This is a genomic window from Komagataeibacter oboediens (assembly GCF_018491655.1).
GTDB classification, from domain to species: domain Bacteria; phylum Pseudomonadota; class Alphaproteobacteria; order Acetobacterales; family Acetobacteraceae; genus Komagataeibacter; species Komagataeibacter oboediens.
Genome location: NZ_JABLUU010000002.1, coordinates 292,083 through 308,142, shown reverse-complemented (window position 1 = coordinate 308,142; position 16,060 = coordinate 292,083). Strand labels below are relative to the sequence as shown.

The 16,060-nt window shown below is 63.0% G+C and carries 13 protein-coding genes and 1 tRNA gene; 6 read left to right on the top strand and 8 right to left on the bottom strand.

The genetic code is table 11. The features are described 5' to 3' along the window. Positions 1-50: 50 nt before the first annotated feature. Complete coding sequence (locus HNO79_RS03360) at positions 51-2,645, top strand: MMPL family transporter (protein ID WP_214164701.1); 2,595 nt, start codon at positions 51-53, stop codon at positions 2,643-2,645. Positions 2,646-2,802: 157 nt separating this feature from the next. Here HNO79_RS03360 and HNO79_RS03355 read toward each other — a convergent pair whose 3' ends face one another. From HNO79_RS03355 to gmk, 7 genes are all read right to left on the bottom strand, one after another. Then, complete coding sequence (locus tag HNO79_RS03355; RefSeq protein WP_010513701.1) at positions 2,803-3,039, bottom strand: DUF3297 family protein; 237 nt, start codon at positions 3,037-3,039, stop codon at positions 2,803-2,805. A gap of 58 nt (positions 3,040-3,097) precedes the next feature. Then, complete coding sequence (locus HNO79_RS03350) at positions 3,098-3,724, bottom strand: IMPACT family protein (protein WP_010513700.1); 627 nt, start codon at positions 3,722-3,724, stop codon at positions 3,098-3,100. Beyond that, the gene (gene radA / locus HNO79_RS03345) at positions 3,721-5,127 is read right to left on the bottom strand and encodes a DNA repair protein RadA (RefSeq protein ID WP_010513698.1); all 1,407 of its coding nucleotides are present in this window, start codon (positions 5,125-5,127) and stop codon (positions 3,721-3,723) included. The genes HNO79_RS03350 and radA overlap by 4 nt, the downstream gene beginning before the upstream one ends. Positions 5,128-5,315: 188 nt before the next feature. Then, complete coding sequence (locus HNO79_RS03340; protein WP_214164700.1) at positions 5,316-6,113, bottom strand: ABC transporter ATP-binding protein; 798 nt, start codon at positions 6,111-6,113, stop codon at positions 5,316-5,318. Then, positions 6,110-6,895 (bottom strand): MlaE family ABC transporter permease, encoded by a 786-nt coding sequence (locus tag HNO79_RS03335; protein WP_010513695.1) that lies wholly within the window; start codon positions 6,893-6,895, stop codon positions 6,110-6,112. The genes HNO79_RS03340 and HNO79_RS03335 overlap by 4 nt, the downstream gene beginning before the upstream one ends. A 130-nt stretch (positions 6,896-7,025) precedes the next feature. Continuing rightward, the gene (locus tag HNO79_RS03330; protein WP_214164699.1) at positions 7,026-8,264 is read right to left on the bottom strand and encodes a multidrug effflux MFS transporter; all 1,239 of its coding nucleotides are present in this window, start codon (positions 8,262-8,264) and stop codon (positions 7,026-7,028) included. A 142-nt stretch (positions 8,265-8,406) separates the two neighbouring features. Beyond that, a complete protein-coding gene (gmk, locus tag HNO79_RS03325; RefSeq protein ID WP_042658798.1) occupies positions 8,407-9,069 on the bottom strand; it encodes a guanylate kinase in 663 nt (220 codons plus the stop codon). Positions 9,070-9,159: 90 nt separating this feature from the next. On the opposite strand from gmk, the gene HNO79_RS03320 reads away from it, so the two are divergent. The 4 genes from HNO79_RS03320 to HNO79_RS03305 all read left to right on the top strand — a co-directional run bounded on the left by HNO79_RS03320 (position 9,160) and on the right by HNO79_RS03305 (position 14,904). Next, on the top strand, positions 9,160-9,993 hold the full coding sequence (locus HNO79_RS03320) for an SDR family NAD(P)-dependent oxidoreductase (RefSeq protein WP_214164698.1): 834 nt from the start codon (positions 9,160-9,162) through the stop codon (positions 9,991-9,993). Positions 9,994-10,056: 63 nt separating this feature from the next. Continuing rightward, positions 10,057-13,350 (top strand): efflux RND transporter permease subunit, encoded by a 3,294-nt coding sequence (locus tag HNO79_RS03315; RefSeq protein ID WP_214164697.1) that lies wholly within the window; start codon positions 10,057-10,059, stop codon positions 13,348-13,350. 70 nt (positions 13,351-13,420) lie between these two features. Then, positions 13,421-13,497 (top strand) — tRNA-Arg (locus tag HNO79_RS03310). Positions 13,498-13,689: 192 nt separating this feature from the next. Continuing rightward, positions 13,690-14,904 (top strand): cytochrome b, encoded by a 1,215-nt coding sequence (locus HNO79_RS03305; protein ID WP_048856056.1) that lies wholly within the window; start codon positions 13,690-13,692, stop codon positions 14,902-14,904. 101 nt (positions 14,905-15,005) lie between these two features. Here the strand turns inward: HNO79_RS03305 and HNO79_RS03300 are convergent, their stop codons facing one another. Further along, a complete protein-coding gene (locus HNO79_RS03300; protein ID WP_029329349.1) occupies positions 15,006-15,521 on the bottom strand; it encodes a DUF2721 domain-containing protein in 516 nt (171 codons plus the stop codon). A 94-nt stretch (positions 15,522-15,615) separates the two neighbouring features. Between HNO79_RS03300 and HNO79_RS03295 the strand changes: the two genes are divergently transcribed. Next, entirely contained in the window at positions 15,616-15,888 is a 273-nt protein-coding gene (locus HNO79_RS03295) for a hypothetical protein (protein WP_214164696.1), read from the top strand. Positions 15,889-16,060: the final 172 nt, after the last annotated feature.

Genomic DNA, 16,060 nt, shown 5'->3' with positions numbered 1-16,060 from the left:
CCGCGCCTCATGCGGCACGACGTAGGTTTCTGAAGGGCTGAATACTCGTCATGCTATCGGTACCGCTTGGGCGCCTTGTCGCTTTCTGTTCCCGTCGTGCCATTGCGGTGGTGCTGGTCTTTGCGTTTCTGATCGTAGGGGCAACCTATGCCAGTTACGCGCTGCTGGGCGTGACCACGGATACGGGGACGATGTTCTCGGCCTCGCTGGACTGGAAAAAGCGGTCGGACGAGATGGGGCGGCTGTTTCCCCAGAAACAGGACCAGCTTGTCGCCGTGATTGACGCGGCCCTGCCGGAAGAGGCGCAGCAGACCGCGCTAGCGCTGGCGGCGAAGCTGCGTGACGACCATGCCCATTTCAATTACGTCACCACGCCCCAGACCGACCCCTATCTGGTGCGCAACGGCCTCATGTTCCTTGACGCCAAGGCGCTGGAGCGGGTGCTGAACACCACCATAACCGCGCAGCCGTTCCTGAGTGAACTGGCCGCCGACCCGTCGGGACGCGGGCTGTTCAACGCGCTGAACCTGATCGCACTGGGCATAAGCCAGGGACAGGCCGACCTGGGCCCCTTCCATGCCGCACTGGACGGGTTCGCCACGACCCTGCAGCACTCGGTCTCGGGCACGCCCGAACCCCTGTCGTGGGAACGCCTGCTGGCGGGCGATCTGGCGGACCTTGGCGGCAAGTACCAGTTTGTCGTGACACAGCCCAAGCTGGATTATGATTCCTTCCAGCCCGGCGGGGCCGCGTCGGACGCCATCCGCAACGCTGCCAACAGCCTGCCGTTTGTCCAGAGCGGGCGGGCGCATGTCCACATCACCGGTGATACCCAGATCGCGGACGAGGAATTCGCAACCGTGGCCGAAGGCATGGTGGCGGGCCTGCTGGGGTCGCTGGTGCTGGTTTCGCTGTGGCTGATCCTGGCGGTGCATACGTGGCGCATCATCATCCCCATCATCATCACGCTGGTCTCCGGCCTGCTGCTGACCACCGGTTTTGCGGCAATCGTGGTGGGCAAGCTGAACCTGATCTCGGTCGCGTTCGCCATCCTGTTCGTGGGCATCGCGGTGGACTTCGCCATCCAGTTCTCGGTCCGGTTCCGCGCGCAGGCCCTGCCGGACGGTTCCTCACCGGGGCTGCTGGACGCGCTTGAGCAGACCGGTAATGAAACCGGCCACCAGATCCTTGTCGCCGCCATGGCGACCTCGGCGGGATTCCTTGCCTTTACCCCCACCGCCTTCGTCGGTGTGGCGCAGCTTGGGCTGATTGCCGGGTTCGGCATGCTGTTCGCCTTCATCTGCACGCTGACGCTGCTGCCCGCCCTGCTGCGGCTGTTCCGGCCCACATCCGGGCATGGCAAGATCGGGTTTGCCTTCGCCCGCCCGGTCGACGTGGCGATCCGCCATCATCGCAAGCCGATCCTTGGGGTTTTCGTGGTGATCGCGCTGGTGGGCGTGGCCCTTGTGCCCCGCCTGACCTTCGACGCGGACCCGCTGCATACCAAGAACCCCAAGTCGGAGGGAATGGTCACGCTGGGCATGCTGATGTCGGAGCCGCAGTACTCACCCTATACGGTGGATGTACTGATGCCGAACCTGGATCAGGCCGCCGCCATGTCCGATAAACTTTCCAGCCTGCCAATGGTGCATGACGCGCTGTGGCTGGGATCGCTGGTGCCTGCGGAGCAGAAGGACAAGCTGCCCCTGATTCAGGACGCCGCGAACATCATGCTCCCGACGCTGCTGGTTCCCAACCCCGCACCCGCACCGGATGCGGATGCCCTGCGCACGGCAGCGGCAAAGACGGCGGCGGCACTTGGTGGTGTAATGGACAAGCTTCCCGCCGATGACCCGCTGCGCCGCATCCAGTCGGCGCTGGCCCACCTGTCGCAGGCGGATGACCAACGCGTGCTGGCCACGAACGAGGCACTGGTACGCTTCCTGCCCATGCAGCTGAACATGCTGCGTGACATGCTGCAGGTGAAACCGGTTGCGATTTCCGACGTGCCCGCGCAGTTGGCGCATGACTACCTGCTGCCTGACGGGCGTGCGCTGGTCGAGGTCCATCCGACGAAGGACATGAAGGGCAACCGGGCGCTGCACACCTATGTGGAGGAAATCCAGAAGGTCGCTCCCATGGCGGCGGGATCCGCCATCGACATCGTGCAGAGTGCGGCGACCATGGTGCATGCCTTTGTCACGGCAGCGGCCGCCGCCATCGTGATGATCGCCATCATCCTGGCGGTGGCCCTGCGCAAGCTGCTGGATACGGCGCTGGTGCTGGCGCCGCTGCTGCTGTCGGCGCTGATGACGGTCATCCTGATCATTGTAGTGCCGGAGCAGCTGAACTTCGCCAATATCATCGCACTTCCCCTGCTGCTGGGGGTGGGCGTGTCGTTCAACATCTATTTCGTCATGAACTGGCGGGCGGGGATCAAGCTGCCCCTGTCCAGCCCGACGGCGCGCGCGGTGCTGTTTTCCGCGCTGACGACGGGCACGGCCTTTGGGTCGCTTGCGGCGTCCCACCATCCGGGCACCGCCAGCATGGGCCGGCTGCTGCTGCTGTCGCTGGCCTGCACGTTGGTGGCGACGCTGGTTTTCGTGCCGGCCCTGCTCCCCAAGCGTCCGATCGACGAGGAATGATCCCGCCGCTGCGGGATATACAAAAGGCCGCATCCGAAAGGATGCGGCCTTTTTCATGAAAAAGTCTCTGGCAAAGCTTTTTTCAGAAAGCCTCGAAAGAACGCAGCCTTTAAAAAAGGCTGCACCCAAAAACTTCTGTTTTCCTATCAGACAGGGTTCAGGACTTGAACCAGACCTCGACCGGGCCCTTGACCTTCATGGCCATCGGGTTACCGAAACGATCGGTGCCACGGCCCACGGCCAGACGCACCCAGCCTTCGCTTATGCAGTATTCCTCGACGTTGTTTTTCTCGATGCCCTTGAAACGCACGCCAATGCCGCGATCAAGCAGGGCCTCGTTGTAAAAGGGGCTGGCGGGATTGACGGACAGACGGTCTGGCGGGGTATCGGTCATATCTGGTCTTTTTCCGTATGGTGAAGGTGAAACGCTGTCTGACATAGCGGTAATGCCGTTAGTCTCCAACACCCTGCATGTCGTCTTCCTCCACCGCGCGGATCAATGCCTGCCCTCGGGTAATGTCGGTTATGCGGGTGCGGACCTCCGCCTCCCGTGCCGCGGGCAGGGTGATCTGCATGCCGACCCCCTGCGCGCCGAAATCCTCGCCCACGATCTGGCAGTCCATGCTTTCCAGCCGCGCGCGCAGCAGGGCATGGTCGGAAAAACCGCAGGTGAAAGTCAGGGACACCATTTCCACGATCGGAATGCGGTCAGCCGTGCGCAGGCATTCCGCAGCCGTCCCGCCATAGGCCCGCACCAGACCGCCTGCACCCAGCTTGGTGCCGCCAAACCACCGCGTGACCACAACCACGGTGCGGTCAAAGCCCTGCCCTTCGATCACCTGCAGGATGGGGCGGCCCGCCGTGCCGCCGGGTTCACCCGCGTCATCGCTGCGATAGGTCTGGCCGATCAGGTAGGCCCAGCAGTTGTGGGTGGCGTCGGGATCGCTAACGGATGCAATGAATTCCATGGCGTCCGCAGGGGTGGAGGCGGGGGCCGCCTGCGCCAGGAAGATGCTTTTCTTTACCTCCCGCTCCAGCATGACGGGTTCGCGCAGCATGAAGCGTTCGGGGGTACTCACCCGGCCGTCTCCTCCATGGCGCCCGTAAACAGGCTGACCAGATCACCCAGATGACCGATTTCCTGTATGCCCAGCCCATCCGGGGCGGAGGGCTTGCGGTTACCACGTGCAATACGGCGCGGCAGGAAGGCCTGCTCGAATCCCAGCTTGTGGGCTTCCTTCAGGCGTGTATCGGGCTGCGAGACCTGACGGATCTCGCCTGACAGGCCGACCTCGCCAAAATAGACCGAGCCCGCGCTGGTAGGCTGCCCGGTCGCGGCAGAAACAAGGGCAGCGGCCACCGCCATGTCGGCCGCAGGTTCCCCCACCCGCAGGCCGCCTGCGATATTAAGGTGGACATCCATGGTGTTGAGCTTGATGCCACACCGCGCTTCCAGCACGGCCAGCAGCATGTTCAGCCGCCCCGTATCCCACCCCACGACCGCGCGCCGCGCGCCACCATCCCCAGCCTTGGGAGACAGCAGGGCCTGTACCTCCAGCAGCACGGGGCGCGTGCCCTCCATGCCCGCAAACACGGCGGAGCCCGCGATATGCCCGCGCCGTTCAGCCAGAAACAGGGCTGAAGGGTTGGGTACTTCCTCCAGTCCCTGATCGGTCATGGCGAACACGCCGATTTCGTCAGTCGCGCCAAAACGGTTCTTGGCCGCGCGCAGGATGCGGAACTGGTGCCCACGGTCGCCTTCAAAATACATGACCGCATCGACCATGTGTTCCAGCACGCGGGGACCGGCCAGCGCCCCTTCCTTGGTGACATGCCCCACCAGGATCAGGCTGAAGCCACGCTGCTTGGCCAGGCGGATCAGTTCAAATGCGCAGGCACGGACCTGGCTTACGGTACCCGGCGCGCTTTCCACCGTTTCCATCCACATGGTCTGGATGGAATCGATCACGACCAGCGCCAGATCCTTTTCCGCATCCAGCGTTGCGACAATATCAGCCACGTTGATGGCGGCGGCCAGTTCCAGCGTCGGCGCTTCCAGCCCCAGCCTGCGCGCACGCAGGCGGATCTGGTCCACCGCTTCCTCGCCCGATATGTACATGACCTTGCGCCCTGCACGGGCCAGCGCGCATGCGCCCTGCAGCAGCAGCGTCGACTTGCCGATACCCGGGTCGCCACCCACCAGCACGACGGATGCCGGAACCAGCCCGCCGCCCAGCACGCGGTCCAGTTCCCCGATACGGGTCTCGATACGTGGCGGCGGCGGCGTGTCGCCCGCAAGGCCGACCAGATTGATGCGCGCGCCGGTACGCCTGCGGGCATTGGTGCCGCCGGTTGCGGTGGGTTCGACCGTTTCCTCGACTATGCTGTTCCATGCGCCGCAGGCATCGCACCGGCCCGACCACTTGGGGAAGACCGCCCCGCAGGACTGACAGACAAAACGGTTAGCGGGCCGACGCGCCATGATGGCTCCTTGGACAAGAACAGATCGTGTATATCATATATGGAACGACCGGCCGCAAAAGTCAGAGGGCGCGTGAAAAGCCCCTGGCCAAACGGAAAAAGTTTTTGGTGACGCTTTTTTCAAAAAGCTTCAGAAGAACACCGCCCTTTAAAAAAGGCGGCACCCGAAAACTTCTGTTTCCCTATCAATCAGTTCCGCACATCAATCTTGATCGGTCCTTCGCGGCGACCATGGGTAAACTGGTCCACCACCGGGTTGCCACTGTCGAACAGCCTTGATGGCAGCCCCTGCCAGATCAGCCTGCCCTCATACAGCATGCCGACCCGGTCCCCGATCCGCTGGGCGGAGGCCATGTCATGCGTAATGGCGATGGCGGTCGATCCCAGCTTGCGCACGCAGTCGGCAATCAGCCCGTCGATTACAGCCCCCATGATGGGGTCCAGTCCGGTTGTCGGTTCATCGAAGAACAGGATTTCAGGACGTGCCGCAATCGCACGCGCCAGCCCCACGCGCTTCTGCATGCCCCCCGACAGTTCGGATGGCGACAGCGCGCCCACGGCGGGGTCCATGCCCACCTGTTCCAGCAGGGTACCCGCGCGTTCGCGGGCCTGCGCACGGGTAATGCGCGGGCCATGGCCCGCACGTGCGGCGGCGACAAGGCCGAACGTCACGTTTTCCCAGACACTCAGGCTGTCAAACAGCGCGCCATTCTGGAACAGCATGCCAATCCGGGCCATGTAGGGTTCACGCTGGCGAGGCGAAAGTGTCGTGACATCAACGCCATCAATCTCGATGGAGCCTGCATCGGGCGTGATCAGCCCCAGTATGCACCGCAGCAGCACAGACTTGCCCGTACCCGACCCGCCAATGACCACGAACGACGTGCCGCCCATGACATCAAGGTCCACCCCATCCAGCACCACCTTGGGGCCAAACGCCTTTTTCAGGCCGCGGATGCGGATCTTGGGTGTCTGTGTGTCTGTCATTGGGAAAAGAACACGTCCGTCAGAAGATAGTCGAATGTCAGCAACAGGATCGAGGCCGCAACCACGGCCGCCGTCGTCGCCGCCCCCACGCCTTCGGCCCCGCCCCGACTGTGATAGCCGTGATAGCAGCCCATAAGCGCGATCAGGAACCCGAAGATGGCCGCCTTCACCAGCCCCACCGTCACGTCCATGACCTTGAGCGAGGCAATCGTGGCCGTGATATAGGCGGAAGCCGAGAAATCCAGCTTCATCACGCACACGGTAAACCCGCCCAGCACACCCAGTATGTCGGCCACCAGCACAAGGAACGGCAGCGCCAGCGTGCCCGCCACCAGCCGTGGCGTGACAAGATACTTGATGGGATTGGTGGACAGGGTGGTCAGCGCGTCGATCTGGTCAGTCACCCGCATGGTGCCGATTTCAGCCGACATGGCGGCCCCCACCCGGCCCGCCACCATCAACCCCGCCAGCACCGGCCCCAGTTCACGCGTGACCGCAAGGATGACAATCCCCGCAATGGCGTTCTGGGCATGGTACTGGGCAAAACCGGTATAGGACTGGAGCGCGATCACCCCGCCCGAAAACAGCGCCGTCAGGGCTACAACCGGCAGCGAGAAATAGCCGATTTCAACCAGCGTACCCCACAGCGTGCGCCAGTAGAACGGGGGGCGGACCACATGCGACAGGGCAACGGCGGCAAACAGCGCCACCCGCCCCGCCATACGGACGATATCCAGAACGGCCCTGCCCAATCCGGCAATAAAATCGAGTACGCCGTTCACGACGCCTCCCACGCATGAGGGTGATCGCCAGACCGGATGACAGGTTCAGCAGACATATCCCTGCCGTAGCGCGGCAGGCCACCCACGTCAAAGCGAAAGCGCATGATGGATCACGACCACGCCCACGGGCCTACGGCGCGCCGGAGCCACCCAGGCGCCGGTTGCAGGCATGGCGCCACATATTGCACGCCACCATGCAGCCCACGCCCGCCATGACCACCACCGCCAGCGGCGCGGGCGTGCGGAAGGCAACATGCCCCAGAATGAAGCCACTGGCCGCCGCAAGGGAAAACTGGATGGTGCCCATCAGTGCCGAAGCACTTCCCGCCTGATGGCCATGATGGGTCAACGCCAGCACCGTGGCGTTCGGCCCGATAAACCCGAGGCAGCCGGTAATGCTGCTGATCAGCACACAGACCAGCACGGGATGGGCAGGCCCCGCAACGCCCGCAAGCGACAGCGTCAGGCATGCGGTCGCCGCCAGCAGGCAGCACGCAATGCCGCCATCAAGCAGCCGCGACAGGTCGATCCGGTGCACAAGGCTGCCGTTCATCTGCGCGCAGGCAATGAATATCCCCGCATTCAGCCCGAAAAACACCCCGAACTGCGTAGGCGTGAACCCCAGCAGATGTTCGAACACCATGGGCGCGGAGGTGATGTAGGCAAACATGACGAACGAGGAGAAACTGTTGATCAACGCGCTGGACATGAACACCGGTTCACGCACCAGCCCGCCATAACGGGCGATCGTGCCGGTCAGGGAAAAGGCTATGCGCCTGTCCACCGGCATGGTGTCGGGCATGGTAGCCAGTACCGTCATCAGACCTGCCGCACCATAGATGACCGCAATGATGAAAATCCACCGCCAGTGCCCCATCATCAGCACCAGACTGCCCAGTGATGGTGCAAGGATGGGCATGACCCCGAACACCAGCATGAGCTGTGACATCATGCGCGCGCCGGCGGCCCCCGTCGCCACGTCACGCACGATGGCGCGTGGCAGAACCGCGCATGCCGCCCCGCCCAGCGCCGAGACAAACCGGCACAGGCAGAACAGGTCGAAGCTGGCGGCCATGGCGCACCCGACCGATCCCACCGTAAACAGCACCAGCCCGCCCAGCAGCGGCAGCCTGCGGCCCAGCCGGTCGGAAATGGGGCCAAGGCTGAACTGCCCCACCGCCAGCCCCGCGAACCACGCCGCCAGCGTGACCTGGCTGGCGCCCGCATGGCCACCGGCCAGTTCCGCATCCATGATGGGAAAGGCAGGCAGGTACATATCGGTCGCCAGTGGGCCGATGGCCGTCAGCAGCCCCAGCAGGGCAATCATCCAGAACGGCATGGCAGGGGCAGGAAGACTACGCGGGGGCATGGGAATCCGAAAGACAGGGGATCAGGACGACGGCGGACGCCGCGCTATCGGCATATCCACGAATTCCCGGCACCTTGTCCATCATCCATGGTGCATGAAACACATGCGCGGCCGGGCTGGCCATGCAGCCCGCTTGTGCAGGTCAGATACCGAAGCTGGCCACCAGGTCCATCAGCCCCACCTGCCGGTGGCGTTCCAGCCTGGCCGCCACCAGCACGGCACGGGCTTCCGCGATGGCCGTATCGAGATCGGAATTGATGATGACGTGGTCGAATTCATTCCAGTGCGAGATCTCGTCCCGCGCGGCCTGCATGCGGCGCGCGATCTCATCCGCCTCATCCGATGCGCGGCCATGCAGGCGGCGTTCGAGCTCCTCGATCGAAGGCGGCAGCACGAACAGGCTGATCACATCCCCCGGCAGGGCGGCGCGGATCTGGCGGTGCCCCTGCCAGTCGATGTCGAACACCATGTCGCGCCCCTCCGACAGGGCCTGTTCCACCGGGGCCCGGGGGGTGCCGTATCCCCGGCCGAACACGGTCGCCCATTCCAGCATCTCGCCCGCATCCGCCATGCGGGTGAATTCGTCCATGCTGCGGAAATGGTAATGGATCCCGTCCGTTTCCCCCGGTCGCGGCTGTCGGGTGGTCACGGATACGGAATGCAGTAGCTGCGGCTCCGACGCCCGTAACGCATTGGCAATGGTTGACTTGCCCGCACCGGATGGCGCTGAAATAACCAGACAGACCCCACGGCGCCGGACCGGGGCCGCAGGGGGCGTGCGGGGGGAAATGGGTGCTTGGGTCATGCCGGTCTCCTTGGCGGTGGCGGTGCAAATGCGCGCCGGATGCATAAACGGGGTAGCGCAGTTCTAACAGGGAGTATGTAGTCTGCGAATATGAAACAGGATTCGATACTCATTACCGGCGCGTCCTCGGGGATCGGACGCGGACTTGCCCTGGCCCTTGCCCGGCCGGGACGCACGCTGCATCTGGGTGGCCGTAATGCCGACGCCCTGCGCGACGTGGCGACACGCTGCATTGCACGCGGCGCCGACGCCCGCATGCAGGTGCGTGACGTGCGTGATCAGGCCGGCATGGAACAATGGATTGGCACCGCGGGCCCGCTGGACCTGGTCTTTGCGTGCGCGGGCATAACCGCCTCCACCCGTGGAGGGGATGACGCGCCTCATGAACCTGATGCGCAGGTCCGCCGCATGTTCGCGACCAACGTGGATGGCGTGCTGAACACGGTGCTGCCCGCACTACATGTCATGCGCGCGCAGCCACGCGGAAGCGACGGGGTGCGTGGACGCATCTGCGCCATGTCATCGGTGGCGGGACTTGTGTCCTTTCCCGGCACGCCGTCCTATTGCGCATCCAAGGCGGCGGTGGACCGCTTCATGGTGGCGACAGGGGCCAACATGAAACGGGCGGGCATTGTCATGTCCAGCGTATGCTGCGGCTTTGTCGCCACCCCCATGACCGCGCAGAACGATTTCCACATGCCCGGCCTGACCCAGACGGGCGACGCGGTGCGCGCCATCCTGTCGGGTGTGGCGCGCGGCAGGCGACGCATCGCGTTCCCGTGGTGGCTGGCGGCGGGATCACGCTTCATGGACCTGCTGCCGATCCGGGTTGCCGAATACTATTATTACCGCCAGCCCGCAGGACAGGCAGGCACCATGGCGGAAACCGGGCTGAGCGCGGACCATGCCACGTCATCCACGTAAATCCGTGCGCATGCATTCCATCTGAATCAAGGACAACATGACCCGAACACCCGGAAACAGGCAGTGAACCTGTGCCGTATTTTTATCCTGCGTCCGGTCGCGACCACCCTGCTGGCGGCCGCCATTGTCCTGTCAGGCCTGTTCGCCTACCGGCTGTTGCCGGTGGGCGACCTGCCGGATATCGCCGTGCCGGTCATTTATGTCATGGCGACGCAGCCCGGTGCGTCCCCCCAGCAGATGGCCAGTTCCGTCACGACCCCGCTGGAACGCAGGCTGGGACAGGTCGCAGGCATAAGCGAGATTGAATCCGATTCCAGTCAGGATAACGCCTTCATCCTGCTGACATTCAATGAATCGACCAATATCGACGCCGCCGCCAATGACGTGGAGGCCGCCCTGCGCGCGGCCCGCGCCGACATGCCCGCGACACTGGAATCACAGCCGGAATACTGGAAGGCCAATCCATCCGACAACCCGATCATGATTCTGGCCCTGACATCGGACACGCAGCCGATGTCAGAGCTGTATGACATCGCCAAGACCCGCCTGCAGCCACTGCTGGCGCAGGTGCAGGGCGTGGGCTGGGTTGAAATCGCGGGCAGTTCCGCCCCCGCCGTCCGGGTAGAAATCAACCCGTGGCCCCTGTTCAAATACGGGCTGGGGTTCGAGGACATCCGCTCTGCCCTGGCATCAGCCAACGCCAATACGCCCAAGGGCGTGATCGAAAACGACACCACGCGCTACACGCTGGCGACCAATGATCAGGCGCGCGTGGCCGCGCAGTACCGTGACCTTGTCATCGGCTACCGCGACAGCCACCCCGTGCGCCTGCAGGATGTGGCGAGCGTGCGCAACGGCGTTGAAAACGAACGCCAGGTCGGCTTCCTGAACGGGCACAAGGCCGTCATGGCCATCATCCGCCCCCGCGCCGGGGCCAACGTCATTCACGTGACGGACGAGATCAAGTCCCGTATCCCCGTCCTGCGCGCGGCCCTGCCGGCGGGGGTGACGCTGACCCCTGCCATGGACCGGTCCATCACCATCCGCGCGTCGCTGGCCGATACGCAGTGGACGCTGCTGGCGTCGGTACTGCTGGTGGTCGCCGTGGTGCTGGTGTTCCTGCGCACGCCACGGTCCACCCTGATCCCGGCCATTACGGTGCCCATTTCGCTGGCGGGAACGCTGGCGGTCATGTCGCTGTTCCATTTCTCGCTTGATATCCTCTCCCTCATGGCGCTGACGATCGCGACCGGCTTCGTGGTGGATGACGCCATCGTGGTGCTGGAAAACATCGCCCGCCACATGGAGGCGGGCATGGGACGAATGCAGGCCGCCCTTCAGGGATCGCGTGAAATCGGGTTCACCGTCATGTCGATCACCATATCGCTGGTGGCGGTGTTCCTGCCGCTGCTGCTGCTGGGGGGCACGCCGGGCAAGGTCTTTTTCGAATTTTCCATGACGCTGGCCATTACCGTCACCGTCTCGCTGGTGCTTGCCCTCAGCCTGACGCCCATGATGTGCAGCCTGCTGCTGGAAGTCAGCCATGATGCCCCCCTGCCCGCCGGCACGCCGTGGTGGCGGCGCTGGCCGCGCGCGGTGGGTGACTGGCTGGAAGCGGGCTACCTGCACCTGCTGCGGTTTTATGAACGCACGCTGGATGTGGCGCTGCGCCACCACGTGCTGACCGCCGTGACCCTGCCGCTGAGCCTGGCGATCATGGTCGGGGTGATCGTGCTCATGCCCAAGGGGATCCTGCCCAAGGAAGACGTGGCCATGGTCATGAGCTTCTTCCGCGCCGACCAGACCACGTCCTTCCCTGCCATGACACAGAAAATCCGCGCCATAAGCGACGCCATGACCGCTGACCCGGATACGGAGGAAGTCGTCGCCTTTTCCGGCGACACCAATATCGAGGGACAGGCCTTCGCCCAGATGATCGACCGCAGCCAGCGCCGCGACGGTCCCGACCAGATGATCGAACGCATTCATAAACGGCTGGCCAATATTCCCGGCCTTGATGTCTCCCTGTTCTCGGCGGGTGACATAAGCGGTGGTGGCGGGCGGCAGAAGGAAGGGGCATATCGCTACCTGCTGACCAGCGATGACGCGGATGCCCTGTACACATGGGTTCCCGCCCTGACGGCGGCGCTGCGCACGGACCCGGCCTTGCGGGATGTCACGACGGATATCATGAACAATGGCGCTGCAATCCATGCCGACATCATCCGCGACCTTGCGGCACGGTATCTGGTCACGCCACAGCTGGTCAGCAACACGCTGTATGACGCATTCGGCCAGCGCATTGCGTCCAACATCTCCACGTCGCTTGCAACATACCATGTAGTGATGGAAGTGGCGGACCAGTACCGCACGTCCCCCGATATCCTGCAGTCATTCCGCATTTCCACCGCTGGCGGCAGTCCCGGCGGCGGCACGGTGTCCAATACGGTGCGCGCGCGCATGGCCTCCTCCACGCAGGCCAGCACCAGCACGCAGCTGAGCCAGCAGTCCTTCCGCAACGAAATCGCCAACAAACTGGCGGGCGGGGCGGCAGCGTCAAACGGGTCGGCCGTGTCGTCCAGCATGGAAACCATGATCCCGCTTTCGGATGTGACGCGGCTTGTGCCGCGCCCCACCGCGATTACGGTGTCACACCAGGGCGGGTTCGTCTCCGCCGCCATTTCCTTCAACCTCGCCCCCGGCAAGGCGTTGAGCGACGCGACGGCCACCATTGCCGACACCATGATCCGGCTGCATGTTCCCCCATCCATTCATGGCGGGTTTACCGGGCAGGCGGCACAGTTCCAGTCCGCCATCATAAACGAGGTGCTGATCTTCATCGCCGCCCTTGTCACGATCTATGTGACGCTGGGCATCCTGTATGAAAGCTACATTCACCCGCTGACCATCATGTCCACCCTGCCATCTGCCGGGGTCGGGGCGGTGCTGGCGCTATGGGCGCTGGGGCAGGAGTTTTCCCTGATCACCATGATCGGGATGATCCTGCTGGTGGGGATCGTCAAGAAGAATGCCATCCTGATCGTGGATTTCGCGCTGCATGCGGAACGCGACCGCGGGCTGCCTCCGCAGCAGGCCATACGGGACGCCTGCATCCAGCGCTTCCGCCCGATCCTGATGACCACCCTGGCGGCGGCACTGGGCGCCGTGCCACTGATTACAAATGGCGGCTACGGGGTAGAAATGCGTCGCCCGCTGGGCATTACGGTGGTGGGGGGGCTGATGATGAGCCAGCTGCTGACCCTCTACACCACGCCGGTCATCTACCTGTACATGGAACACATCCGCATATGGACCCGGCGCACCGCCGCCCGGCTGCTTGCGCGCAGGACGAAATAAAAAAATCTTTCGATAATCGAAAAAAGGGGTTGCGGGGTGCGACGGGGTCAGTTAAAAGCCGCCTCACAGCGCACCCGTAGCTCAACTGGATAGAGCACCAGACTACGAATCTGGGGGTTAGAGGTTCGAGTCCTTTCGGGTGCGCCACTTTCCTTACAATCAGTATATGTCTGTTGTGGCGCTGCCTGTTTGGTCTGTGCCTGTCTGCATGTCCTGCTGCATGGTGCAGGACTATGGCGCCATGAAATCATGTCCGGTTCAAAAGATGAGGTGCCTGCCGCCCCTGTGGCTGCTACACCGTTTCCTGATTTTTCCATTCGCTGAATTCAGGAAACAAGAATGAGCGGGCCCAGCCTTCCCGAAAACATTCCCCCCCATGCGCCATCCGCAGGTCCTGGCGGTATCGTGGGCTGGATTGACCGCAGGCTTCCGGTCATTAGCGGCTTTCGGCAGGAATATATTGATTTCCGCATGCCGAAAAACCTGAATGCGCTGTGGAATTTCGGGGCAATCCTGACCGCCGTGCTGGTGCTGATGCTGGCGACGGGCATTTTTCTGGCCATGAACTATACCCCGACCTCCGCCGGGGCGTTCATGTCGGTGGAAATGATCGAACGCCAGTTGCCGGGTGGGTGGATGCTGCGCGCGATGCACATGACGGGGGCCAGCCTGTTCATGGCCGCCCTGTATATCCACCTGTTCCGCGGGCTATATTACGGGTCATACAAGCAGCCGCGCGAAATCCTGTGGCTGAGCGGGCTGGGCCTGCTGCTTATGGTCATGGTCACGGCGTTCGCGGGTTATGTGCTGCCATGGGGACAGATGTCGTACTGGGGGGCGGATGTCGCGGGCAAGGCGGTTGGTGCCGTGCCGGTCATTGGCGGCACGCTGGAACACGTCATGGAAGGCAGTGACCATCTGGGGGATATTTTCATCCACCGCTTTTTCGTGCTGCATTTCCTCATGGCGTTTGCCATCGTGGCTGTCGTCGCCATTCATGTGGCGGCGCTGCATGTCAGCGGGCCAAACAACCCCGATGGCAGGCCGGTGCCCGAACGCCAGACCGTGCCCTTCCACCCTTATTACACCACCAAGGACCTGACGGGTCTCGTGCTGTTCGCGCTGGTTTTCGTGGCGCTGGCCTTCCTGTGGCCGGACCTGCTGTCGGAACCGGAAAATTACCGTCCCGCCAACCCCATGCACACACCTGCCGATATTGAACCGGAATGGTATTTCCTGCCGTTCTACGGCCTGCTGCAATCCGTGCCGTCCAAGTTCGGTGGCCTGCTGGCAGCGGCGGGGTCGATCCTGGTCCTGTTCGCGGTGCCCTGGCTGGACCGTTCGCCCATCCGCTCGGCACGTTTCCGCCCGGCCTGCCGGATCGGCATGGTGGGGCTGGTCATATCATTCGTGCTGATGGGGCTGGTGGGGCGACATCATGCCGAAGGGGGCTGGATGATCGCAGGCCGGATCGCGGCACTGTACTATTTCGGCTACTTCCTTGTGCTGCTGCCGCTATGCGCGCGGCGCGAAGGGCAGCAGGCCGAAGGCTGAAAAACCAAAGCCGAGTCTGGTGATGCTTTTAAAAAAAACGACATCCGGACACTTCTGCCATTTACCGATAAATGACTTTGGAACAGCATCCGGACATCGCGTCAGTCCACGATGTTGTTCATCATGTCCTTCTTGTGCGGCAGGAAGGTCGTAACCCGCAGGCCGTGCCACGCGACAAGGCTATCCCCAAGGAACATGGCCAGCGCAATGACGGTGCACACCAGCGCATTGCCAAACATAAGCACCAGCCACCACGCAATGGCCGAATCCCGGACGCTGCCCATGAACAGGGCAAAGGCCGAACCACAGGCCGACGCCCCACCCACACCCGCAAACAGGATGGAGGCATCCAGCAGCAGGGTACGGTAATGCAGATGCGTCAGTCGGCGTAACAGCAGCCCCGCACTTTCGCCGCCCTTGTCATCCGCATTTTCCAGCTTGTCACGTACCGTCTCGATATGATCACTGACACGGGCCAGTCGCGTGTTGAACATGTTCAGCAGCGTTCCGATACCCGACAGCATGAAAACGGGTGTCAGGGCGGTCTGGATCAGATGGGCCACGCCATCGACGGATGCATCGGGAACAAGGCCGGGGAAGGCAGACACGGCAGGCATATCCTTGGTTACGCGCAAAGCCTGCGTTTTTTGAGGTTATCCCCGCCTGCGTCAAGGGGCACAGCCCATCTTATCCACAGTTAAGGAGGATCCCATGTCACATAATTACGCCACACCGCTGACACCGGAAAAACGGCTGGCACGGGTACTGACACGCATACCGACGGACTGGGTGGTGAACATTGACCGCCAGCCCTCCTCGGCGGGAACGGGACAGTGGCGCGCGCGCCTGACCATGCCCGGACACGAAGCGCAGGACTGGACCGCCCCCCACGAAATGATGGTCGATGCGCTGGAAGCCGCATGGCGGCAGGCCCGCACGGTCGTGAATGCGGCGATGGGCAAACAGGATACAGTCAATAATTAACCAATAGAATACAAACACAGCTTCGTGATTGGATATTCTGTATTCCTGACTGCCCGTAACGTACCTGTGTATTTTTTTACTGGTCACAGGGCAGAAAAAACATGCGCACACGATTGTTTGATGGATCGTGGAGAATGTTACGAAACCGCTTCGTTCTTCCGTTTCCCTGCCC

Excerpts from the sequence above, each read along its gene's own strand:
- HNO79_RS03360 (WP_214164701.1), top strand. The coding sequence starts at position 51 with ATGCTATCGGTACCGCTTGGGCGCCTTGTCGCTTTCTGTTCCCGTCGT.
- HNO79_RS03355 (WP_010513701.1), bottom strand. The coding sequence starts at position 3,039 with ATGACCGATACCCCGCCAGACCGTCTGTCCGTCAATCCCGCCAGCCCC.
- radA (WP_010513698.1), bottom strand. The coding sequence starts at position 5,127 with ATGGCGCGTCGGCCCGCTAACCGTTTTGTCTGTCAGTCCTGCGGGGCG.
- HNO79_RS03340 (WP_214164700.1), bottom strand. The coding sequence starts at position 6,113 with ATGACAGACACACAGACACCCAAGATCCGCATCCGCGGCCTGAAAAAG.
- HNO79_RS03330 (WP_214164699.1), bottom strand. The coding sequence starts at position 8,264 with ATGCCCCCGCGTAGTCTTCCTGCCCCTGCCATGCCGTTCTGGATGATT.
- gmk (WP_042658798.1), bottom strand. The coding sequence starts at position 9,069 with ATGACCCAAGCACCCATTTCCCCCCGCACGCCCCCTGCGGCCCCGGTC.
- HNO79_RS03320 (WP_214164698.1), top strand. The coding sequence starts at position 9,160 with ATGAAACAGGATTCGATACTCATTACCGGCGCGTCCTCGGGGATCGGA.
- HNO79_RS03305 (WP_048856056.1), top strand. The coding sequence starts at position 13,690 with ATGAGCGGGCCCAGCCTTCCCGAAAACATTCCCCCCCATGCGCCATCC.
- HNO79_RS03300 (WP_029329349.1), bottom strand. The coding sequence starts at position 15,521 with ATGCCTGCCGTGTCTGCCTTCCCCGGCCTTGTTCCCGATGCATCCGTC.
- HNO79_RS03295 (WP_214164696.1), top strand. The coding sequence starts at position 15,616 with ATGTCACATAATTACGCCACACCGCTGACACCGGAAAAACGGCTGGCA.